The following is a 17,143-nucleotide window of genomic DNA, read 5'->3' on the forward strand; positions in this document are numbered from 1 at the left end:
TCAGGGTCCCGGCTAGCCCAGCACAGAAAAACTGCTTTCTTCATTGATGGGCCGCTTGCGCGAATAGAAGCCGACATCGATTGTCCGCTTGATATAGGGCAGTTCGAACTGCAACGGCTGCGCATCGTGATCCGCACCACCCTCGCAATAATTGATCAAGGCAGCCATCATCTTGCCCGCAATCGGCGCATTCTTGTACTGGTTCCCGCTGGTGCCGCAGGCCATGTAAAACCCCGGCAGGCTGGATTTGTCGTAGATCGGAATCCAGTCGGTCGAGGCGTCATACAGATCGACCACCCCACGCGTTTTGGACGGAATACCGAGGCTGGGCACACGTTGCGCGTAGCGCATTGCCTGTGTGGTCCACTGATCGGTGAAGTCGTGGTTGTAATGGACATCATCCTCGCACCACTGATGCGGGTCGCATTCCGGGTCTTCCGAGCCGACGAGGATGTGATTGCCATGCTCAGGGCGGCAGTAGCAGGCGATGTCGCTGTCCGAGACGATGGTGCCGTCATTTTCAAAGTCGAACCCCTCGGGCGCGGGCACGTGAACGACTTCCTGACGCAAGGGGCGGGTCTCGATGGTCATGTCGTCCAGAACACCTGCCATCTTGTTGACGATCGCCGATCCTGGGCCCGCGACATTCACAACCACCTTGGCGTGGATTTCCTCGCCCGAGGCCAGTTTGACCCCCGAAACCCTGCCGTCTTCGGTCAGAATCTCGACCACTTCAACCCCGGTGCGCACCTCGGCCCCGTGCTGTTTCGCGGCATCCATCAGGTTCTGCGCCGACAATGCCGGATCGGTGACATAGCCCGCCTGCGGCCAGAACACGCCGCCCGCCATCTTGCGGCCGTTCGTCTGGCCAAACTCCGGATCGTCCATGCGCCGTGCGGGGGCGAAGCTGTCCATGGAATAGACGGGCAGACGCTCGGTGATCTTCTCGGGCAACCATTCTTCGAACGGGCAATCCAGATCGGCGCTGTTGTGCATATGCTTTTCCAGCAGCCCGTTGGCCTCGGTCTTCATGACCAGACACCCGGTTTCGCGGAACTGCGCCAGATTGGCATTCTCTGGCAGGCCCAGATAGTCGGCCCAGTCGCGCCAGTAGTGATAGCCTTCCCACGCAAAAGCGGTGCCGTCGAAGGTCGAGTAATGCATGCGGATGATCGCGCAGGACCCGGCGGTCGAGCCGTGGCCAACCTGGCTGTTCCGGTCCAGCGACAGGGTTTTCCATCCGGCTTTGGCCATTTCGAACGCAATGGCGGCCCCGATCACGCCGGTGCCGATGATGATGGCGTCTGGTTGGCTCATAACGATTCTCCTTTCCAGTAGCGCAGGGAATATGCGCTGAATTCTTCCACTTCTTCGGGTTTGGCTTCGACGCCGGTAAAGGCGTAAAGATAGTGCGGCACCATCGAGATCCGATTGGCAATCGGTTCGTTCAGTTGCGCCAGATCGTATCCGATCTGCATGTAATACAGCACGCGGGCGCGGGTTTCGGCCTCGACCTCGGAATAGCCATATCGTGCGAACATGGCATGCAGCGCCTGCAACCGCCGCGCGTCCGACTGATCCAGTGCCCGCCGCACCTTGCCCGATTTGCGCGCCCAGTCACGGATGGCAAAGTCCAGCGCGGTGTCGAAAAGTTCCGTGTTCACCACGCAGCGATGCACGTTGCAGACGGCTGCCGTAATCGTCTCTGCCGGTGCCTTGGCCTGGGCGATCAGGGCCGCCGTGTTTGTCGCCTGCCAGCGCGCCAGCAGCGCGTCCAGAAGCTCCTGCCGGGACTTGAAATACCAATAGAAAGACGACCGCGACACCGCCATCCGCTCGGCCAGATTCAGCACCTTGATTTGATCGATCCCATCCGAGATCAGAACATCCATCGCCACGTTCAGCCAGTCATCGCGCGTGACCTTGATGTTTCCGACCAGCGGCTCGGCCTTGGGATCGTCCCGGTGCAGGATCGGTTTGGTGTTCATTCAACTCTCCGGTGGCGCGCCGCCCTCGGCGGAGCGGCGCGCGATAAAGTCATGCAGGGCCCCCAAACGGTCGCTGTCGCCGGGCGGGGCTTTGAAGTTGCTCAGGATGTCCTTCCAGACGCCGGTTGCGCGGTGATTGGCATCGACCGACCCGCGCTCGGTCCAGGTGCCGAAATTGGCGTAATCGTGCACATGCGGCTCGTAGAATTCGGTATTGTAGCGCTCCATCGTCTGGCTCGAGGCGAAGAAATGCCCGCTGGGCTCGACCTCGCGCAGCGCCGTGTCAAACCCGATCTCGGCGGTTCCGGCCTGCGCCCCGGCGCAAAGTTCGGCCACCATGTTCAGCACCTCGGCGTCGCAGACCAGCTTTTCGAAGGACACGGTCAGCCCGCCCTCCAGCCACCCGGCTGAATGGATGATCACGGTCGCACCAGCCATCAGACAGCCCCACAGGCCAAACTGGTTTTCGTTGGCTGCCTGCACATCGTTGATATTCGCCGCCGAGCCCGCCGCCGATCGCCACGGCAGGCCCAGATGGCGGGCGAGTTGCCCCGCCGCCAGCGACGCCTGGAAATGCGAGGGCGTCCCAAAGGCCGGTGCCCCCGATTTCATGTCCACATTGCTGGTGAAGGTCCCATAACAGACCGGCGCGCCCGGACCTGCCAGTTGCGTCAGGGTCAGCGCCGCCAGTGCCTCGGTATGGGACAGCGTAATCGCCCCGGCCACAGTGATCGGAGCCATCGCCCCCATCAGCGTGAACGGCGTGATGATCGACATCTGGCCATGACGCGCGAAATCGATCAGCCCCTGCGCCATCGGGATATCCAGCGTGCGCGGGCTGTTGGTATTGATGATCGTGTAAGCATGCGGGTTGGCGCGGAATTCATCGTCGGACAGGCCCCGCGCGGTCGACAGCATCTCGAAGCAGTCCATCACCTGCGGCGTCCCGCGCGAGAAGAAGAACGGGAACTTGTCCGTCAACTCCATCTGCGCCCTGGTCGTGAAGTAGTGGCGCAGATTGGTCGGCACGTCCTGCGGCTCGACCTGCGGCGAGATCATCTGGAACACGTCGAAATGATGGGTGAGTTTCAGGAACTCCAGATAGTCCTGCCCCGTCGCCGGGCGGCGCCCACGCTCAAGGTCGGTGGCATTAGGAGCCCCGGCCCCGGGCTGGAAGACAAGGCTGCCGAGTTCCAGCGTAAAGTCGCGCGCTCTCGCCCCAGCACGACAGTTGATCGATTTGGGGGCAGAGGCGACCGCAGCCTCGACCAGATCGCGCCCGATAAAGACCATTTCGCTGTCTTCCTTCACCCGCGCGCCGGCCTTTTCGAACAGGCGGCGGGCTTCGGGCAGCAGCACCTTTACCCCAAGCTCTTCCAGCGTGCGCAGGGCTGTTTCGTGCATGTCTGCGATCTGATCCGCCGGGAACACCTCCATCTGCGGGAAGGGGTTGCGCAACTGGCGATAGTTCACATTGCGACTGACGGGCGGAGCGGCCTCGCGCCCCCGTCGCCGCCGTCCACGGTCCGGGATCTGGCTGCGCATGATCACCCCCTCATCGCTTTGCCCTGCGGGTCGTAGGGCGACGGCGCGATTACACGCGCGGGGCGTTCGACGCCCACCACATGCACGGACAATTCGGTTCCGGGTTCGGATTTGTCATGGTTCACCAAAGCCATCGCAAGGGACTTGCCGGTGTAGTGGCCGTACCCGCCCGAGGTCACGAAACCCACACGCTCGCCGTCAGCCCAGATGGGTTCATACCCGCTGGCATCGGCGTCCAGCGCGTCCACTTCCAGCGTCACCTGAACCTGATCCGGGCCGTTGCCATCGCGCTCGGCCACGGCGGCGGACTTGCCGACGAAATCCTTATCCCAGTCGATCCAGCGATCCATGCCGGTCATTCCGGGGGTGTAGAGCTGCGTGAACTCCGCCGACCAGATGCCAAAGCTTTTCTCAAGCCGGGTCGAAAGCATCGCGTTGAAGCCACATTCGCGGATACCTTCTTCGGCTCCGGCGTCCAGCAGCATACGGCGCAGCTTGATGTGGTCGCCGTAGCGGCAGTTGATCTCGTACCCCTTCTCGCCCGTCACCGACATGCGGGCAACGCGGGCGCGAACCAGTCCGATATCGAAGTCACCACAGCCCATGAATTTCAGGCCCGAGATATCCTGTTCCGCCAGATTCTCGACCACCGCCTGCGATTTCGGGCCAACGACGGCAAAGCCGCAATATTCCTCTCCCAGATCGAGGACAGTCACGCCATCCATCATGTGATCGTCGAACCAGCGCATGTGCCAGGCGCGCAGGTAGTAGCTGCCCATGATCCACCAGGTGCCGTCGCCCCAGTTCAGCACGGTCAGATCGCCCTTGAGCCGCCCGTTTTCGCCCACCATCGGGGCGAGTTTCGCCCGACCCGGCGCGGGCAGTTTCGAGGCCATGACCTTGTCCAGCCACGCCGGCGCGTTCGGGCCGCTGACCTCGAACCGGGAAAAGCCCGAGATATCCAAAAGACCCGCGCCCTCGCGGATGGTTTTGCATTCCTCGGCCACAATGTCATGCGCGTTGGAGCGCTTGAGGGTCGGCGTCTCGTCAAACCCCTTTGGCGCGAAATACAGCGGCACTTCCAGGTCCCAGCTAACACCCCATTTGCAGCCAGCCTCGGTCATCGCGTCATGGGCGGGGGCCATTTTCAGCGGGCGGCCTGCAGGCAGTTGCTCGTTCGGATAGGTCATCACGAAGCGGCGGGAATAGAACTGGCCCGTCGTCTCGCGAATGTAGCGCTTGTTCTGCGCAAAGTCGCCGTAGCGCGCCACGTCCATCGGCCAGGCATCGGCCTCGGGCTCACCATGGATCATCCATTCGGCCAGCGTCTTGCCAACGCCGCCACCCTGCAGGAACCCGGCCATCACCGCGCAGGCCGACCAGTAGCCGCGTTTACCCGGCACCGGCCCGACCAGAGGGTTGCCGTCGGGCGAAAAGGTGAACGCGCCGTTGACCCATGTCTTGATGCCGACATTCTGGATCGAGGGGTAACGTTCAAAGCCCAGCGTCAGCTCATTCTCAATCCGGTCGAGCTGTTCCTGAAACAGCTCCTCGCCATAACCCCACGGCGCGCCGTCCATGGCCCAGTGTTCGTGATCGACCTCGTAAATGCCAACCAGAACGCCCTTCTGGTCCTGCCGCATATAGGTGAAGCCTTCGAGGTCGACCGTCATCGGCATCTCGAAATCGGCTTGCGCGACCTCGGGCACGGTGTCGGTGATCAGATAGTGGTGTTTCAGCGGCGACACCGGCAGTTCCACCCCGGCCATGCGCCCCACCTGCTTGGCCCAAAGACCCGCCGCGTTGACCACATGTTCACAGGTGATCGTGCCCTTGTCGGTGACAACCTGCCAGCCATCCGCAGTCTGCGTCAGACTTTCAACCTTGGTTTCTTCGTAATATTCAGCGCCACGTTTCTTGGCCGCTGTGGCATAGGCCTGCACCGTGCCGGTCGTATCGATATATCCTTCCCGGTCGGCCCACATCGCGCCCAGCACGCCTTCGGTGGACATGATCGGGCAGCGTCTTTGCGCCTCTTGCGGGGACAGCAATTCGCAATCGTCAATGCCGATGGACTGGAAGATACGGTAGTTCGCCTGCAACCATTCCCAGCGCTCGGGCGTTCCCGCCAGCGTCAGGCCGCCAGTCATGTGCAGACCGATATTCTGACCGGATTCCTTCTCGATCTCACTCAGCAGGTCGATTGTATAGGCCTGCAGCGCCGCCATGTTGGGATCGGCGTTCAGCGCGTGGATGCCGCCCGCCGCATGCCACGAAGACCCCGAGGCCAGACGCCGCCGTTCCAGCATGACCACATCGGACCAGCCGAATTTGGCCAGATGATACAGAACCGAGGCACCGACAACGCCACCCCCGATGACCACAACGCGATATTGAGATTTCATCCTGCGCTCCCCTGCATGACTCGCAGAGGACGCTAGACGCACTGTTCACTTCTGTCTAGACATTTCTGTACAGTGTATCGCACTGAAATCCCGCAGCCCTACTGGCGGGGATTAAAGCTGCGCGCTGGGGCGGGCCTGCACCTTTTCGAACCATGCCAGAGTGGCCGTGTTGCCCTCGGGGATCCGCATTTTGATGACGCGGGCGAAATCGACGAACACGAAGGCCGAAATGTCGGCCAGCGTAAAGCTGTCGCCCGCAACAAACGGCCTGTCCTGTAACCGGCTTTCAAGCAGATCGAAGAAGGCTTTGGTGCGGTCAAGGCCGCGTTGGGCCAGATCGGGGATTTGCGCATAGTTGACCGGCCCCGGTATCGCCCGGCCCGCGAAAGCCGGATGCGAATTGCGCAGGGCTTCCGCGATCGGCACGCCGCCTTGCTGTTCGACAAGTGTGTTCCACATCAGGACCAGCCCCTTTTCATCCGGGGTCAGACCCATCAGGGGCGGCTCGGGGAAGCGCGCTTCCAAATAGGCCGCTATACCCAGATTTTCAGTCAGAACCGTGCCCTCATCCGTCACCAGAACCGGGATCGTGCCGCGCGGGTTCAGGGACAGAAACGCCTCATCCAACTGCTCGCCCTTGGCGATGGAAATATCGCGCGTCTCAATCTCCAGCCCTTTTTCCGCAATGAACATGCGGGCGCGGCGCGGGTTTGGGGCGGTCGAACAGTCATAGAAAATCATCGGCGGCCTCCTTAACGGCGATAGATGAAACAGCGCCCTTCGACCGCGCCATCCGGCAGGGGCAGTTCGGTCAGCGTGTCAAAATACATCCGGTCGCTGGACACCATCAGCCCGCCCTCGGCCAGAAGCGGTTCGATCAAAGGCGAGACAAACCGCGCGAAAGCATCGTTCTTTTCGCGGTTATGCCCGCCCAGATCGGCATGGATCAGGCTGGCGGTTGCCCCGAACCGTTCGAGCGACGCAGGCAAAGTTTCGCGCACATCGCCCAGAATGACCCGGTCGTCCGGCGGGGTGGAATCGGGGTGCGAGGCAACGGCGCGCTCGAAAACGTAAACCGGACGATCCTGAATATGCTGCATCATGTGATGATACGTCCGGCCATTGCCCAGACCCAGTTCGAACACCGGTCCGGTCATTTGGGACGTCTGCGCAATCGCATGGTCCAGACAGGCGCGCTGCGACACCATGCGGTCGATGAACAGATCCAGACGGCTTTGATTCTCGGACACGTGGAAATCTCTCCTTGATACCAGTCGCCAGCATAGATGCGGCTGACGGTGCCCTAGATGACAAAAACTCAAGACTTTGTGTAGCCGCGAAGGCCTAAGTTTCACATTCCCGCGACATTTCGGCGAAAGAACGGGTTTGACTAGTCGGGCAGAACCGCGCGACACTGAGCAAAAAATCACGGGGAGTTGATAAGCCGATGTTACCGACCGGCCCAGCGGGTGGAGACCCCGTATGAGCGCGTTGTTGTCCGTCAGAGACCTGAGCATAGGCTTTGGCGCAGGGGAACCTGTGGTCAGAGACGTGAATTTTGATGTCGCTGCCGGACAGACACTTGCGCTTGTGGGGGAATCCGGCTCGGGCAAAACCATCTCGTGCCGGGCAGCGTTGCGTATCCTGCCCCGGACCGCTCAGATTCGCAGCGGCACCATAACTCTGAACGATTCCAAGGGCCTTGCCGACCTGACGCAGATCAACGAGCGCGAAATGCGCCGCATTCGCGGCAATCGGGTCTCGATGATCTTTCAGGAACCGATGCGGTCGCTGTCGCCACTGCACAAGATCGGCAATCAGGTGTCCGAGGTGCTGTGGCTGCACCGCGGCATGTCCGAGGCGCAGGCCCGCAAAGAGGTTCTGACCCAGTTCGAACGCGTGGGCTTTCCCGACCCGCAGCGCGCTTATGACTCTTATCCGTTCGAGCTGTCGGGCGGCATGCGTCAGCGCGCCATGATCGCAATGGCAATGGTCGCCAGGCCCGAACTGCTGATCGCGGACGAGCCTACGACAGCGCTGGATGTGACCACGCAGGCGCAGGTGCTGGGGCTGATCAAAGATTTGCAGCGCGAAACGGGCATGGCGCTGATCCTCGTCACCCACGATCTGGGCGTTGTGGCCAACATGGCCGAGCAGGTGGTGGTCATGCACAAGGGCCGGGTGATGGAGGCGGGCCCTGCCGCACCGATCCTGACCGCCCCAGCGCATCCCTATACCAAGCAGCTTTTCGATGCCGCACCGGAAATACCGGATCAGGAAACCGTTGGCCTGCCGATGCCGGGCGAGGACCTGATCCTGCAGATGAAGGACGTGTCCAAGACCTACACGATGCGGTCCAGCAAGGGCTGGCAGTCCGACAAGGAAATCCATGCCTGCCGCGGTGTTGATCTGAACCTGGCACGCGGCAAGACGCTGGCGATTGTCGGTGAAAGCGGCTCGGGCAAGACCACAGCCGCCCGCATCGCGCTGGGTGCCGAACTGCCTGACCCGGGCGGAGAGATTCTGTTCCGGACCGAACCGGGCGCAGACCCGATCCCCGTCCACCGCATGAGCCGCGAGCAGCGCACCGCCTTTCAGCGCAAGGCGCAGATGGTGTTTCAGGACCCCTATAGCTCCCTGAGCCCGCGCATGCGCATTCAGGACGCCATGACCGAACCGTTGGAAATTCACCGCATCGGCTCGCCTGCGGATCAGCGGGACAAGGCAGCCGAGATGCTGAAGCGCGTCGGTCTGAATGCCGATATGCTGAAACGTTATCCGCACGCGTTTTCCGGCGGTCAGCGTCAGCGCCTGTCGATTGCGCGGGCGATGATGCTGGACCCGCAGCTGATCGTTTGTGACGAGCCGACCTCGGCGCTGGATGTTTCGGTTCAGGAACAGATCCTGACGCTGCTGGAAAACCTGCAGGACAGTCTGAACCTGTCTTACTTCTTCATCTCGCACGATCTTGCGGTCGTTGCCCGCATCGCTGACGAAGTTGCCGTGATGCGCCGGGGTCTTGTCGTCGAGCAGGCCCCGCCCGAAACACTTTTCTACAATCCGCGCCACCCCTACACCAAGGCGTTGATTGCCGCTCAACCAGAACCCGATATCAACCGCCCGATCGACCTCAAGATGGTATCCTTGGGCGCCGGTTCGCCGGACAGTTGGGAAGAAGCCTTTCGTTTCTCTGACACCGTGCTACCCTCACTGGTGGAATTGGAACCGGGCCATAAGGTACGTTGCCATGTTTAAGACCACTCGCCCCCTGATCCTGGCCGCCACGCTGGCGGCTGCATGGATGCTGCCCGCCACGGCAGAAACACCGACCCCGCAGGAAAATGCCTTTTGGCTGTCCGAAGTGAATGCCGAACACCTGCCCCCGGTGGAAGAGCGCCTGCCGAAAGAGCCCTTGGTCGTCGATCTGTCCGCGAAGGGGCGTGAGTTCGGAACACCGGGCGGGACGCTGCGCACAATGGTGACGCGGTCCAAGGATATCCGCCAGATGGTGGTCTATGGCTATGCCAGACTGGTCGGATTTGACGAAAACTACGAAATCGTCCCCGACCTGCTGGAGTCGTTCGAAAACGAGGACAACCGGAAATTCACCCTGAACCTGCGCGAAGGCCACAAGTGGTCAGACGGCTCGCCCTTCACCTCGGAAGATTTCCGCTACTGGTGGGAGGATGTCGCCAACAATGAACTGCTCAGCCCCTCCGGCCCGCCTGATTTCCTGATTGTCGAAGGTAAAACCCCGACCGTGTCCTTCCCCGATGAGACAACGGTGATTTACGAGTGGGACGACCCGAACCCCGATTTCCTGCAATCTCTGGCGCAGGCGCGCCCGCCTTTCATCTACCGCCCGGCGGCGTTTCTTAAACAGTATCACGATAAATTCGCCGACCCCGAGGAAATCGCGTTTCTGGTCGAGGATGCCCGCGTCAAAAGCTGGGCGGCGCTGCACAACAAGCTGGACAACCTGTATAAGTTCGACAACCACGAACTGCCCACGTTGCAGCCCTGGGTGAACGCAAGCTCGGGCAAGAAAATCCGTCACAACTTCGTTCGCAACCCCTATTACCACCGCATCGACACCAACGGCGTGCAACTGCCCTATATCGATGTCGTCGAGATGGAGATCGTGGCCCCCGGTCTGGTCGCCGCCAAAACCAATGCCGGTGAAAGCGACCTGCAGGGGCGCGGGCTGGCGTTCCGCGATGCCTCGATCCTGAAAAAGGGCGAAGAGCAGGGGAATTACAAGACGCTGCTGTGGAAGACCGGTGTGGCGTCCCAGATCGCGATCTATCCGAACCTGAACTTTTCGGATGACGGCTGGCGGGATGTGCTGCGCGATGTGCGCGTGCGCCGTGCGCTGTCACTGGCCATCGACCGCAACACGATCAACCAGGCGCTTTACTTCAAACTGGCCAAGCCGGGGGCGATGTCGGTCCTGCCTGCCTCACCCTTCTACAACGAGGAAAACGCGCAGGCCTGGGCGGATTTCGATGTGGAACAGGCCAACGCTCTGCTGGATGAGGCTGGTCTGGATCAGCGCGACAAGAACGGCATCCGGCTGCTGCCCGATGGCCGCCCGATGGAGCTGGTGATCGAAACCGCCGGGGAACGGCAAGAGGTAGAAAACGCCCTGCAGATCGTGACGGATAACTGGCGGGACGTCGGCGTCAAACTGGTGATGCGCCCGCTGGACCGCGATATTCTGCGCAACCGGGTTTTCGCTGGCAACACGATGGCGTCCGTGTGGTTCGGCTGGGATGACGGCATCCCGCAGGCGCATACCTCACCCGCTTATCTGGCGCCAACCGATCAGGTGTTTCTGGCCTGGCCCAAATGGGGCCAGTACTACCAGACCGGAGGCGAGGTCGGCGAAGCCCCCGACATGCCCGAGGCGGAACGCCTGATGGCCCTAGCCCATGACTGGGAAGTCGCCACAAACGATGAAGAGCGTACCGCTGCCTGGACCGAAATGCTGAACATTCATGCCGATCAGCTTTACGCCATCGGCATCCTGAACGGCGCGCCTCAGCCCATTGTCATATCCAACCGCCTGCGCAACGTGCCGGAAGAGGCCATGTGGGCCTGGGACCCCGGAGCGCATTTCGGCGTACACCGACCGGACGAGTTCTTCTTCGCCGACTGACAGGAGCAGCTAAATGATAATGCTGCGCTATGCGGTGTACCGCTTTTTCACGATGCTGCTGACGCTGCTGGTGGTGTCGGTTCTGGTCTTCGTGATCATCAACCTGCCGCCCGGCGATTACCTGAGCAACCAGATTGCCGAACTGCAGGCCTCGGGCCAGTCCGCCGGTGTGGCCAAGGCCGAGTTTCTGCGCACCGAATACGCGCTGGATCGCCCTATGTGGGAACAATACCTGATCTGGATCGGGTTCTGGCCGGGCCCGCACGGCTTTGCCGGGTTGCTACAGGGCAACTACGGCTGGTCCTTCGAGTTTGACCGCCCTGTATCGGAAATCGTCGGCGACACGCTTTGGCTGACGGTGGTCGTCAATCTGGCGGCTATCCTGTTTGTCTATGCCGTCGCCCTGCCGCTCGGGGTCCTCGCTGCCGCCCGGTCGCGGACCTGGATCGATTACACCTCGGCCTTTGTGGGCTATCTGGGTCTGGCGACCCCGAACTTTCTGCTGGCGCTGATCCTGTTCTACTACGGGCATCAATATTTCAACCTGCCCATCGGCGGCCTGATGGACCCCCGGTTCGAAGGTCAGCCGATGAGTTGGGACAAGCTCAAATCCATCCTCATTCACCTGATCGTGCCGACCTTCGTGATCGGCACTTCCGGAGCCTCGGCCATGATGCAGCGCCTGCGCGCCAATATGCTGGACGAATTGGGCAAGCCATACGTGGAAACCGCCATCGCCAAGGGCATGGCCCCGTCGCGGATGCTGACAAAATACCCCCTGCGCGTGGCCTTCAACCCCTTCGTGGCGGATATCGGCAACCTGCTGCCGTCGATGGTGTCGGGCTCGGTTCTGGTCTCGGTTGTTCTGGGTCTGCAAACCATCGGCCCGACCCTGCTGACCGCGCTCAAGACGCAGGACCAGTTCCTGTCCGCCTTCATCCTGATGTTCGTGGCGTTACTGACGCTCATCGGGACGATGATCTCCGACATCCTGCTGGTCATGCTGGACCCGCGCATCCGGTATGAGGGGCGCGAAGCATGACCGACCGCCCCGACGATCGCTATGTCGATGACGCCCCGTTCGATCCGGAGGCATCCGTCCAGCAACTGGAGCGCGCCGATCTGGACGCCCCGAACTGGGTGCTGGTCTGGCGCAAGTTCAAAACGCACAAGCTGGGCCTGATCTCGGGCATCTTCCTGCTGTTCTGCTATCTGATGCTGCCCTTCGCCGGCTTCATTGCCCCATACGGCCCCAATGACCGGAACGGAGAGCACCTTTATGCCCCGCCGCAATCGGTCAACTGGTTTCACGAGGGCGAGTTCGTCGGACCGTATGTCTATCCCATCATAGCCGAGGCCGATCTTGAGACCTTCCAGTGGAAGTTTGTCCCCGACACCGACAACCCCCAACCCATCCGGTTCTTCTGCAAAAGCTCGGAATACAAGCTGGCGGGGCTGATCAAGACCGACAGGCATCTGTTCTGCGCGCCCGAAGGGTCCACGCTGTTCCTGTGGGGGTCTGACCGGCTGGGCCGCGATATTTTCAGCCGCATTCTTTACGGTGCGCAGCTTTCGCTGACGGTGGGTCTGATCGGCATTTCGGTGTCCTTCTTCCTGGGCATCCTGTTTGGCTCGATGGCCGGGTATTTCGGCGGGCGCATAGACTGGATCATCAACCGGGTGATCGAAATCCTGCGCTCGTTGCCCGAACTGCCGCTCTGGCTGGCCCTGTCCGCCGCCGTGCCCTCGAACTGGAGCCCGGTCGCGGTGTTCTTCATCATCTCGATCATCCTCGGCATCCTCGACTGGCCCGGATTGGCGCGATCCGTGCGCGCCAAGTTCCTGTCGCTGCGGGAAGAGGAATACGTGCGCGCGGCCGAGATGATGGGCGCAAGTTCGGGCCGGGTGATCCGAAAGCACCTTCTGCCGAACTTCATGTCGCACCTGATCGCTTCGGCCACGCTGTCGATCCCGGCGATGATCCTTGGGGAAACGGCGCTCAGCTTTCTTGGCCTTGGCCTGCGGGCCCCGGCGGTCAGTTGGGGGGTGATGCTGAACGATGCGCAGAACCTGGCCTCGATTGAGATCTACCCGTGGACGGCGATTCCGATGCTGCCGATCATCGTGGTAGTGCTGGCGTTCAACTTCCTTGGTGACGGTCTGCGCGACAGCCTTGACCCCTATCAGCAATGAGCCTGCTTGCGTCCCTTCCGGCCACTGACAGCTATCGGTCCACAGGCTCGGGTGCCCTGCCCAGCGCATTTGCCGTGTCGGAACTGGCAACCGCCAGCTTCGCGGCAGTGGGTCTGGAACTGGCCCGCCTGATGAAAGCGCTGAACCTGACGGCCTCCGAGGCCGAGGTTGCCGTCGATCATCGTCTGGCCTCGTTGTGGTACGGGTTTTCGTTCCGGCCCGATGGGTGGGACTTGCCCAACCTGTGGGATGCGATAGCCGGGGATTACCGGGCCTCGGATGGCTGGATCAGATTGCACACCAACCTGCCGCATCACCGTGCGGCGGTTCTGAAGGTTCTGGCCACGACGCCGGATCGCGAAGCGGTGACGCAAGCCGTCCGGTCCTGGCAAATCACCGATCTGGAAAACGCCGTCGTGGCGCAGGGAGGCGTTGCCGCCGCCATGCGCAGCCGGACCGAGTGGCTGGAACATCCGCAGGGACGCGCGGTCTCGCGCGATCCGCTGATCAGTTGGCAGGGGCCGCGCCCTGTTGCGTTGCGGGACCGGTCGCAAGCCACCGCAGCGCGCCCTTTGGCCGGGTTGCGGGTGCTCGACCTGACCCGCGTGCTGGCCGGGCCTGTTTCGACCCGCACGCTGGCCGGTTTCGGCGCGGATGTGCTGCGCGTTGATCCTCCGGATTGGGATGAACCCGGCGTCATCCCCGATATCTCTCTGGGCAAGCGCTGCACCTATCTCGACCTCAAATCGCCAAAAGGGCTGGAGCGTCTGCAGGACCTGCTGGCGCAGGCGGATGTGTTTGTTCACGGCTACCGCCCCGGCGCTCTGGACGCGCTTGGGCTGACCAAGGCCAAACGCGACGAGCTTGCCCCCAACCGGATCGAGGTGACGCTGGACGCCTATGGCTGGCAGGGCCCGTGGTCGGCGCGGCGTGGCTTTGACAGTCTGGTCCAGATGAGCGCCGGAATAGCCCATGCAGGGATGGGGTGGGCCCAAGCCGACAAGCCCACGCCCCTGCCCGTTCAGGCGCTGGACCACGCGACGGGCTATCTGATGGCCGCCGCCGTCCTATCCGCTTTGACCGAGGCCGCGTCAGGCAATTCGGTCATGTATGCGCATCTGTCGCTGGCCCGCACTGCGGAGTTGCTGGCGCGGCTCAGCAAGTCCGGCGGAAGCGATGAGATCGGCGTGGCCCAATCCACCGACTTCGCCTCGGTGCCCGAGGCGTCTGGCTGGGGTTCCGGCCACCGTCTTAAACCCGCTCTGAGGGTGGGTGAAACGAAAATGAGCTGGGATTTGCCTGCCCCGAGACTCGGCACATCCGAGCCGGAATGGCCCTAACACATCCAACGCGCGGCCCGGCCCAACACTTTGGATGGCGTCTCGTCAGAGGCGCAACCCAAAGGGGCGGGAGCCCGCCCTAGCGGTCGTCGCCGCCGGGGCCGATATCGTCCAGATAGTCCTCGTCAATCGCGGCCTGAACCGCCCCCGTCACCGCCTCGCGCTGCTTGGGCGTCAGGTCTTCCGGATCTTTGTCATCGGCCAGCCGCACCGTCACTTCGCGGTGGGCAAAGCGGATACCTTCGCGGGCAAACAACTCGCGGATTTCCTGATAGACTTTCTTGCGCACCAGCCACTGATCGCCCGGTTTGGTCATGAACTTGACCCGGATGATCATCGCCGAATCCTGCATCTCGATCACGCCCTGCGATTTCAGCGGCTGGATGAAGTTCTCGCCAATCACCGGATCGGTCAGGAGTTGCTGGCCAAGCTTCTTGATCAGCTTCCGCACTTTCTCGACATCCGTGTCATAGGTCACGCGCAAGGGCAGTTTCATGATCACCCAGTCGCGGGAATAGTTGGTCAGCACCTTGATTTCACCGAACGGAATGGTGTTGAGCGCACCCAGATGGTGGCGCAGCTGGAAAGACCGGACCGAGATTTTCTCGACCGTGCCTTTCACATCCCCGATGTCGATATATTCGCCCTTGCGGAAAGCATCGTCCAACAGGAAGAACGCGCCCGAGAAGATGTCGCGCACAAGGGTCTGAGAGCCGAACCCGACGGCCAGTCCCACAACGCCCGCACCAGCAAACAGCGGACTGACATTGATGCCAATCTCCATCAGCACGATCAGAGCGATGGTCACGACAACTACGGCCAAAATAGCCCCGCGGAACAGGGGCAATAGGGTTGCCAAGCGGCTCTGCCCGCCTTCCCCGCCTTCGTCGCCCAGTTCAGCCTCACCGCCATCGTCCACCTCTTCGGCGATCTTGCTGTCGATCCAGATGCGGAAGAAATGGAACAGGATATAGCCGATGAACAGGATCACCATCACGTCCAGCGCACGCCCGACAGGCAGGTCTTCGCTCCAGCTGGCGTTCGGGTTCCAGATCACCACCACCGCATAAAGCCCGACAACAAAGGCAAGAATGCCCGCGACGCGCCGTGCCAGATCCTCATATGTCAGGATCGCGTGCTTTCGCTGTTCGGCTTCCGGGGTTTCGGTCTCAGCGGCCTCATCCCCGTCGGATTCGGGCTTGGCATTCATCTCTTCCATCTGGCGGTTGCGGTCGAAATACCGCTCTAGCAGATAGTTCATTGCGCCGTAGGCCACGACCACCGACATGAAGATCGCGTAGCTGCTGGCCACGATTGGGATCGAGTTCTGGTGCTCCAGAACCAGATCGACCGCCAGCTTGAACCAGCTGAACACGATGTACACGATCAGCACCGGTGCCCATGCGAATGAGATGAGGCGTGAAATCCACGACACCTGATCCGGGGCCCGGCCCCCGCGGATGGCATTGGAAATGGCGCGGGCGTTGAACAGGATCATCAAGACGTTACCCAAAGCCCCGAACATGGTCAGACCGCCATAAACCATGGCATAGACATTGTAGTTCAGCCCGAAATCCGCCACCCAGGTCGAGAACATCACGACCGAGATGTCATAGGTCGCCAGCGCCGACGCCCAGATATACAGCCGTTTTGCATCACGGTCGGAAAAGGGCGGCAGGCGATATTGGCTCAGAAAAGGCGACAGCACCATCCGCCACAGGTCCGACACCGTGCGCGACAGGAAAAATGCGGTGAAGATTGCCGTCACCGTGAACTGGACCGAGATATCCTCGGCCTCGCCAAAGAACAGATACCCCACGATCAGCGCCATAAGCATCGCGAAAATGGTTCCGCCGATCCCCATCAGGAAGCGGAACACCAGAAACGGCATCTTCTCGCGATAACCTTGCGGGTTTTCCTTGCTGCGCGCGACAACCCAATGTTTTGCAAACCGTTTTCCGTAGATTTCGGTGGATAGCCATCGCCCCAGCAGCAGAAACAGGATGTTCCAGCCCAGCACTTCGACATAGGTCTGGATACGGCCATCCGGGCTGGTCTGGCGCAGGATGTATTGCACTTCGAACATCGAATACGGCAGGGCCTCCATCCGGGAGGCCATCGATTCCCGGAATTTCGAGAACCTCTCCTGCGCCTTCATCAGTTCCGAGCCGCCGCCCATCGGGTTGCCGGTTGCGTCGTCCTCTGATTGCGCGCCGCCCTGTGCGTTCGCAGAAACCACCTGTCCCGCGCTGTCGATCACGATAACGCTGGCCCCTGCCTCACTCGCCGCTCGGATCGCCGCTGCCACATCGCCGTCGGCCGATGTTCCGGAATCGCTGCCCGACCCTGTGGAATACCCCGGAATCAAGGATGTCTGCGCCGCCACCCCGACCGGATACGCCAGCAATAAGGCCCAGAACGCCAGAAACAGCCCGGCCAGAAATTTAAGCTTCATAAGGTCTTGCATCCATTTTCCCGTCACCGAACAGAGTACAGAACAGGCGCAGGCTGTTC

At 61.5% G+C, this 17,143-nt stretch carries 12 protein-coding genes; 5 read left to right on the plus strand and 7 right to left on the minus strand.

Annotation, left to right across the window (positions count from 1 at the left end; translation table 11 throughout):
• Positions 1–12: 12 nt before the first annotated feature.
• From ACR0EZ_RS17370 to ACR0EZ_RS17395, 6 genes are all read right to left on the minus strand, one after another.
• Positions 13–1,317, minus strand: a complete 1,305-nt coding sequence (locus ACR0EZ_RS17370) for an NAD(P)/FAD-dependent oxidoreductase (RefSeq protein ID WP_480615443.1) — start codon at positions 1,315–1,317, stop codon at positions 13–15.
• Positions 1,314–1,988 (minus strand): TetR/AcrR family transcriptional regulator, encoded by a 675-nt coding sequence (locus ACR0EZ_RS17375; protein WP_480615445.1) that lies wholly within the window; start codon positions 1,986–1,988, stop codon positions 1,314–1,316. Before ACR0EZ_RS17375 ends, ACR0EZ_RS17370 begins: the two co-directional genes overlap by 4 nt.
• The gene (locus ACR0EZ_RS17380; RefSeq protein WP_480615447.1) at positions 1,989–3,533 is read right to left on the minus strand and encodes a trimethylamine methyltransferase family protein; all 1,545 of its coding nucleotides are present in this window, start codon (positions 3,531–3,533) and stop codon (positions 1,989–1,991) included. It lies immediately after the preceding gene.
• Positions 3,534–3,535: 2 nt separating this feature from the next.
• Positions 3,536–5,938 (minus strand): GcvT family protein, encoded by a 2,403-nt coding sequence (locus ACR0EZ_RS17385; RefSeq protein WP_480615449.1) that lies wholly within the window; start codon positions 5,936–5,938, stop codon positions 3,536–3,538.
• Between the two features lie 111 nt (positions 5,939–6,049).
• Positions 6,050–6,679, minus strand: a complete 630-nt coding sequence (locus ACR0EZ_RS17390; protein ID WP_480615451.1) for a glutathione S-transferase family protein — start codon at positions 6,677–6,679, stop codon at positions 6,050–6,052.
• 11 nt (positions 6,680–6,690) lie between these two features.
• Positions 6,691–7,188 (minus strand): class I SAM-dependent methyltransferase, encoded by a 498-nt coding sequence (locus ACR0EZ_RS17395; protein WP_480615453.1) that lies wholly within the window; start codon positions 7,186–7,188, stop codon positions 6,691–6,693.
• 232 nt (positions 7,189–7,420) lie between these two features.
• Between ACR0EZ_RS17395 and ACR0EZ_RS17400 the strand changes: the two genes are divergently transcribed.
• From ACR0EZ_RS17400 to ACR0EZ_RS17420, 5 genes are read left to right on the plus strand one after another with little or no spacing between them, the layout of a single operon-like run.
• Positions 7,421–9,193 (plus strand): ABC transporter ATP-binding protein, encoded by a 1,773-nt coding sequence (locus ACR0EZ_RS17400; RefSeq protein ID WP_480615455.1) that lies wholly within the window; start codon positions 7,421–7,423, stop codon positions 9,191–9,193.
• Positions 9,186–11,096 (plus strand): ABC transporter substrate-binding protein, encoded by a 1,911-nt coding sequence (locus ACR0EZ_RS17405; RefSeq protein ID WP_480615457.1) that lies wholly within the window; start codon positions 9,186–9,188, stop codon positions 11,094–11,096. The genes ACR0EZ_RS17400 and ACR0EZ_RS17405 overlap by 8 nt, the downstream gene beginning before the upstream one ends.
• 13 nt (positions 11,097–11,109) lie before the next feature.
• Positions 11,110–12,138, plus strand: coding sequence for an ABC transporter permease (locus ACR0EZ_RS17410; protein ID WP_480615459.1), 1,029 nt, complete (start codon positions 11,110–11,112; stop codon positions 12,136–12,138).
• Positions 12,135–13,289, plus strand: coding sequence for an ABC transporter permease (locus tag ACR0EZ_RS17415; protein WP_480615461.1), 1,155 nt, complete (start codon positions 12,135–12,137; stop codon positions 13,287–13,289). Before ACR0EZ_RS17410 ends, ACR0EZ_RS17415 begins: the two co-directional genes overlap by 4 nt.
• Entirely contained in the window at positions 13,286–14,629 is a 1,344-nt protein-coding gene (locus ACR0EZ_RS17420) for a CoA transferase (RefSeq protein ID WP_480615463.1), read from the plus strand. Before ACR0EZ_RS17415 ends, ACR0EZ_RS17420 begins: the two co-directional genes overlap by 4 nt.
• A gap of 79 nt (positions 14,630–14,708) precedes the next feature.
• Here ACR0EZ_RS17420 and ACR0EZ_RS17425 read toward each other — a convergent pair whose 3' ends face one another.
• Positions 14,709–17,084 (minus strand): mechanosensitive ion channel family protein, encoded by a 2,376-nt coding sequence (locus ACR0EZ_RS17425; RefSeq protein WP_480615465.1) that lies wholly within the window; start codon positions 17,082–17,084, stop codon positions 14,709–14,711.
• Between the last annotated feature and the right edge of the window lie 59 nt (positions 17,085–17,143).

The organism is Ruegeria sp. AK4 (assembly GCF_056541025.1).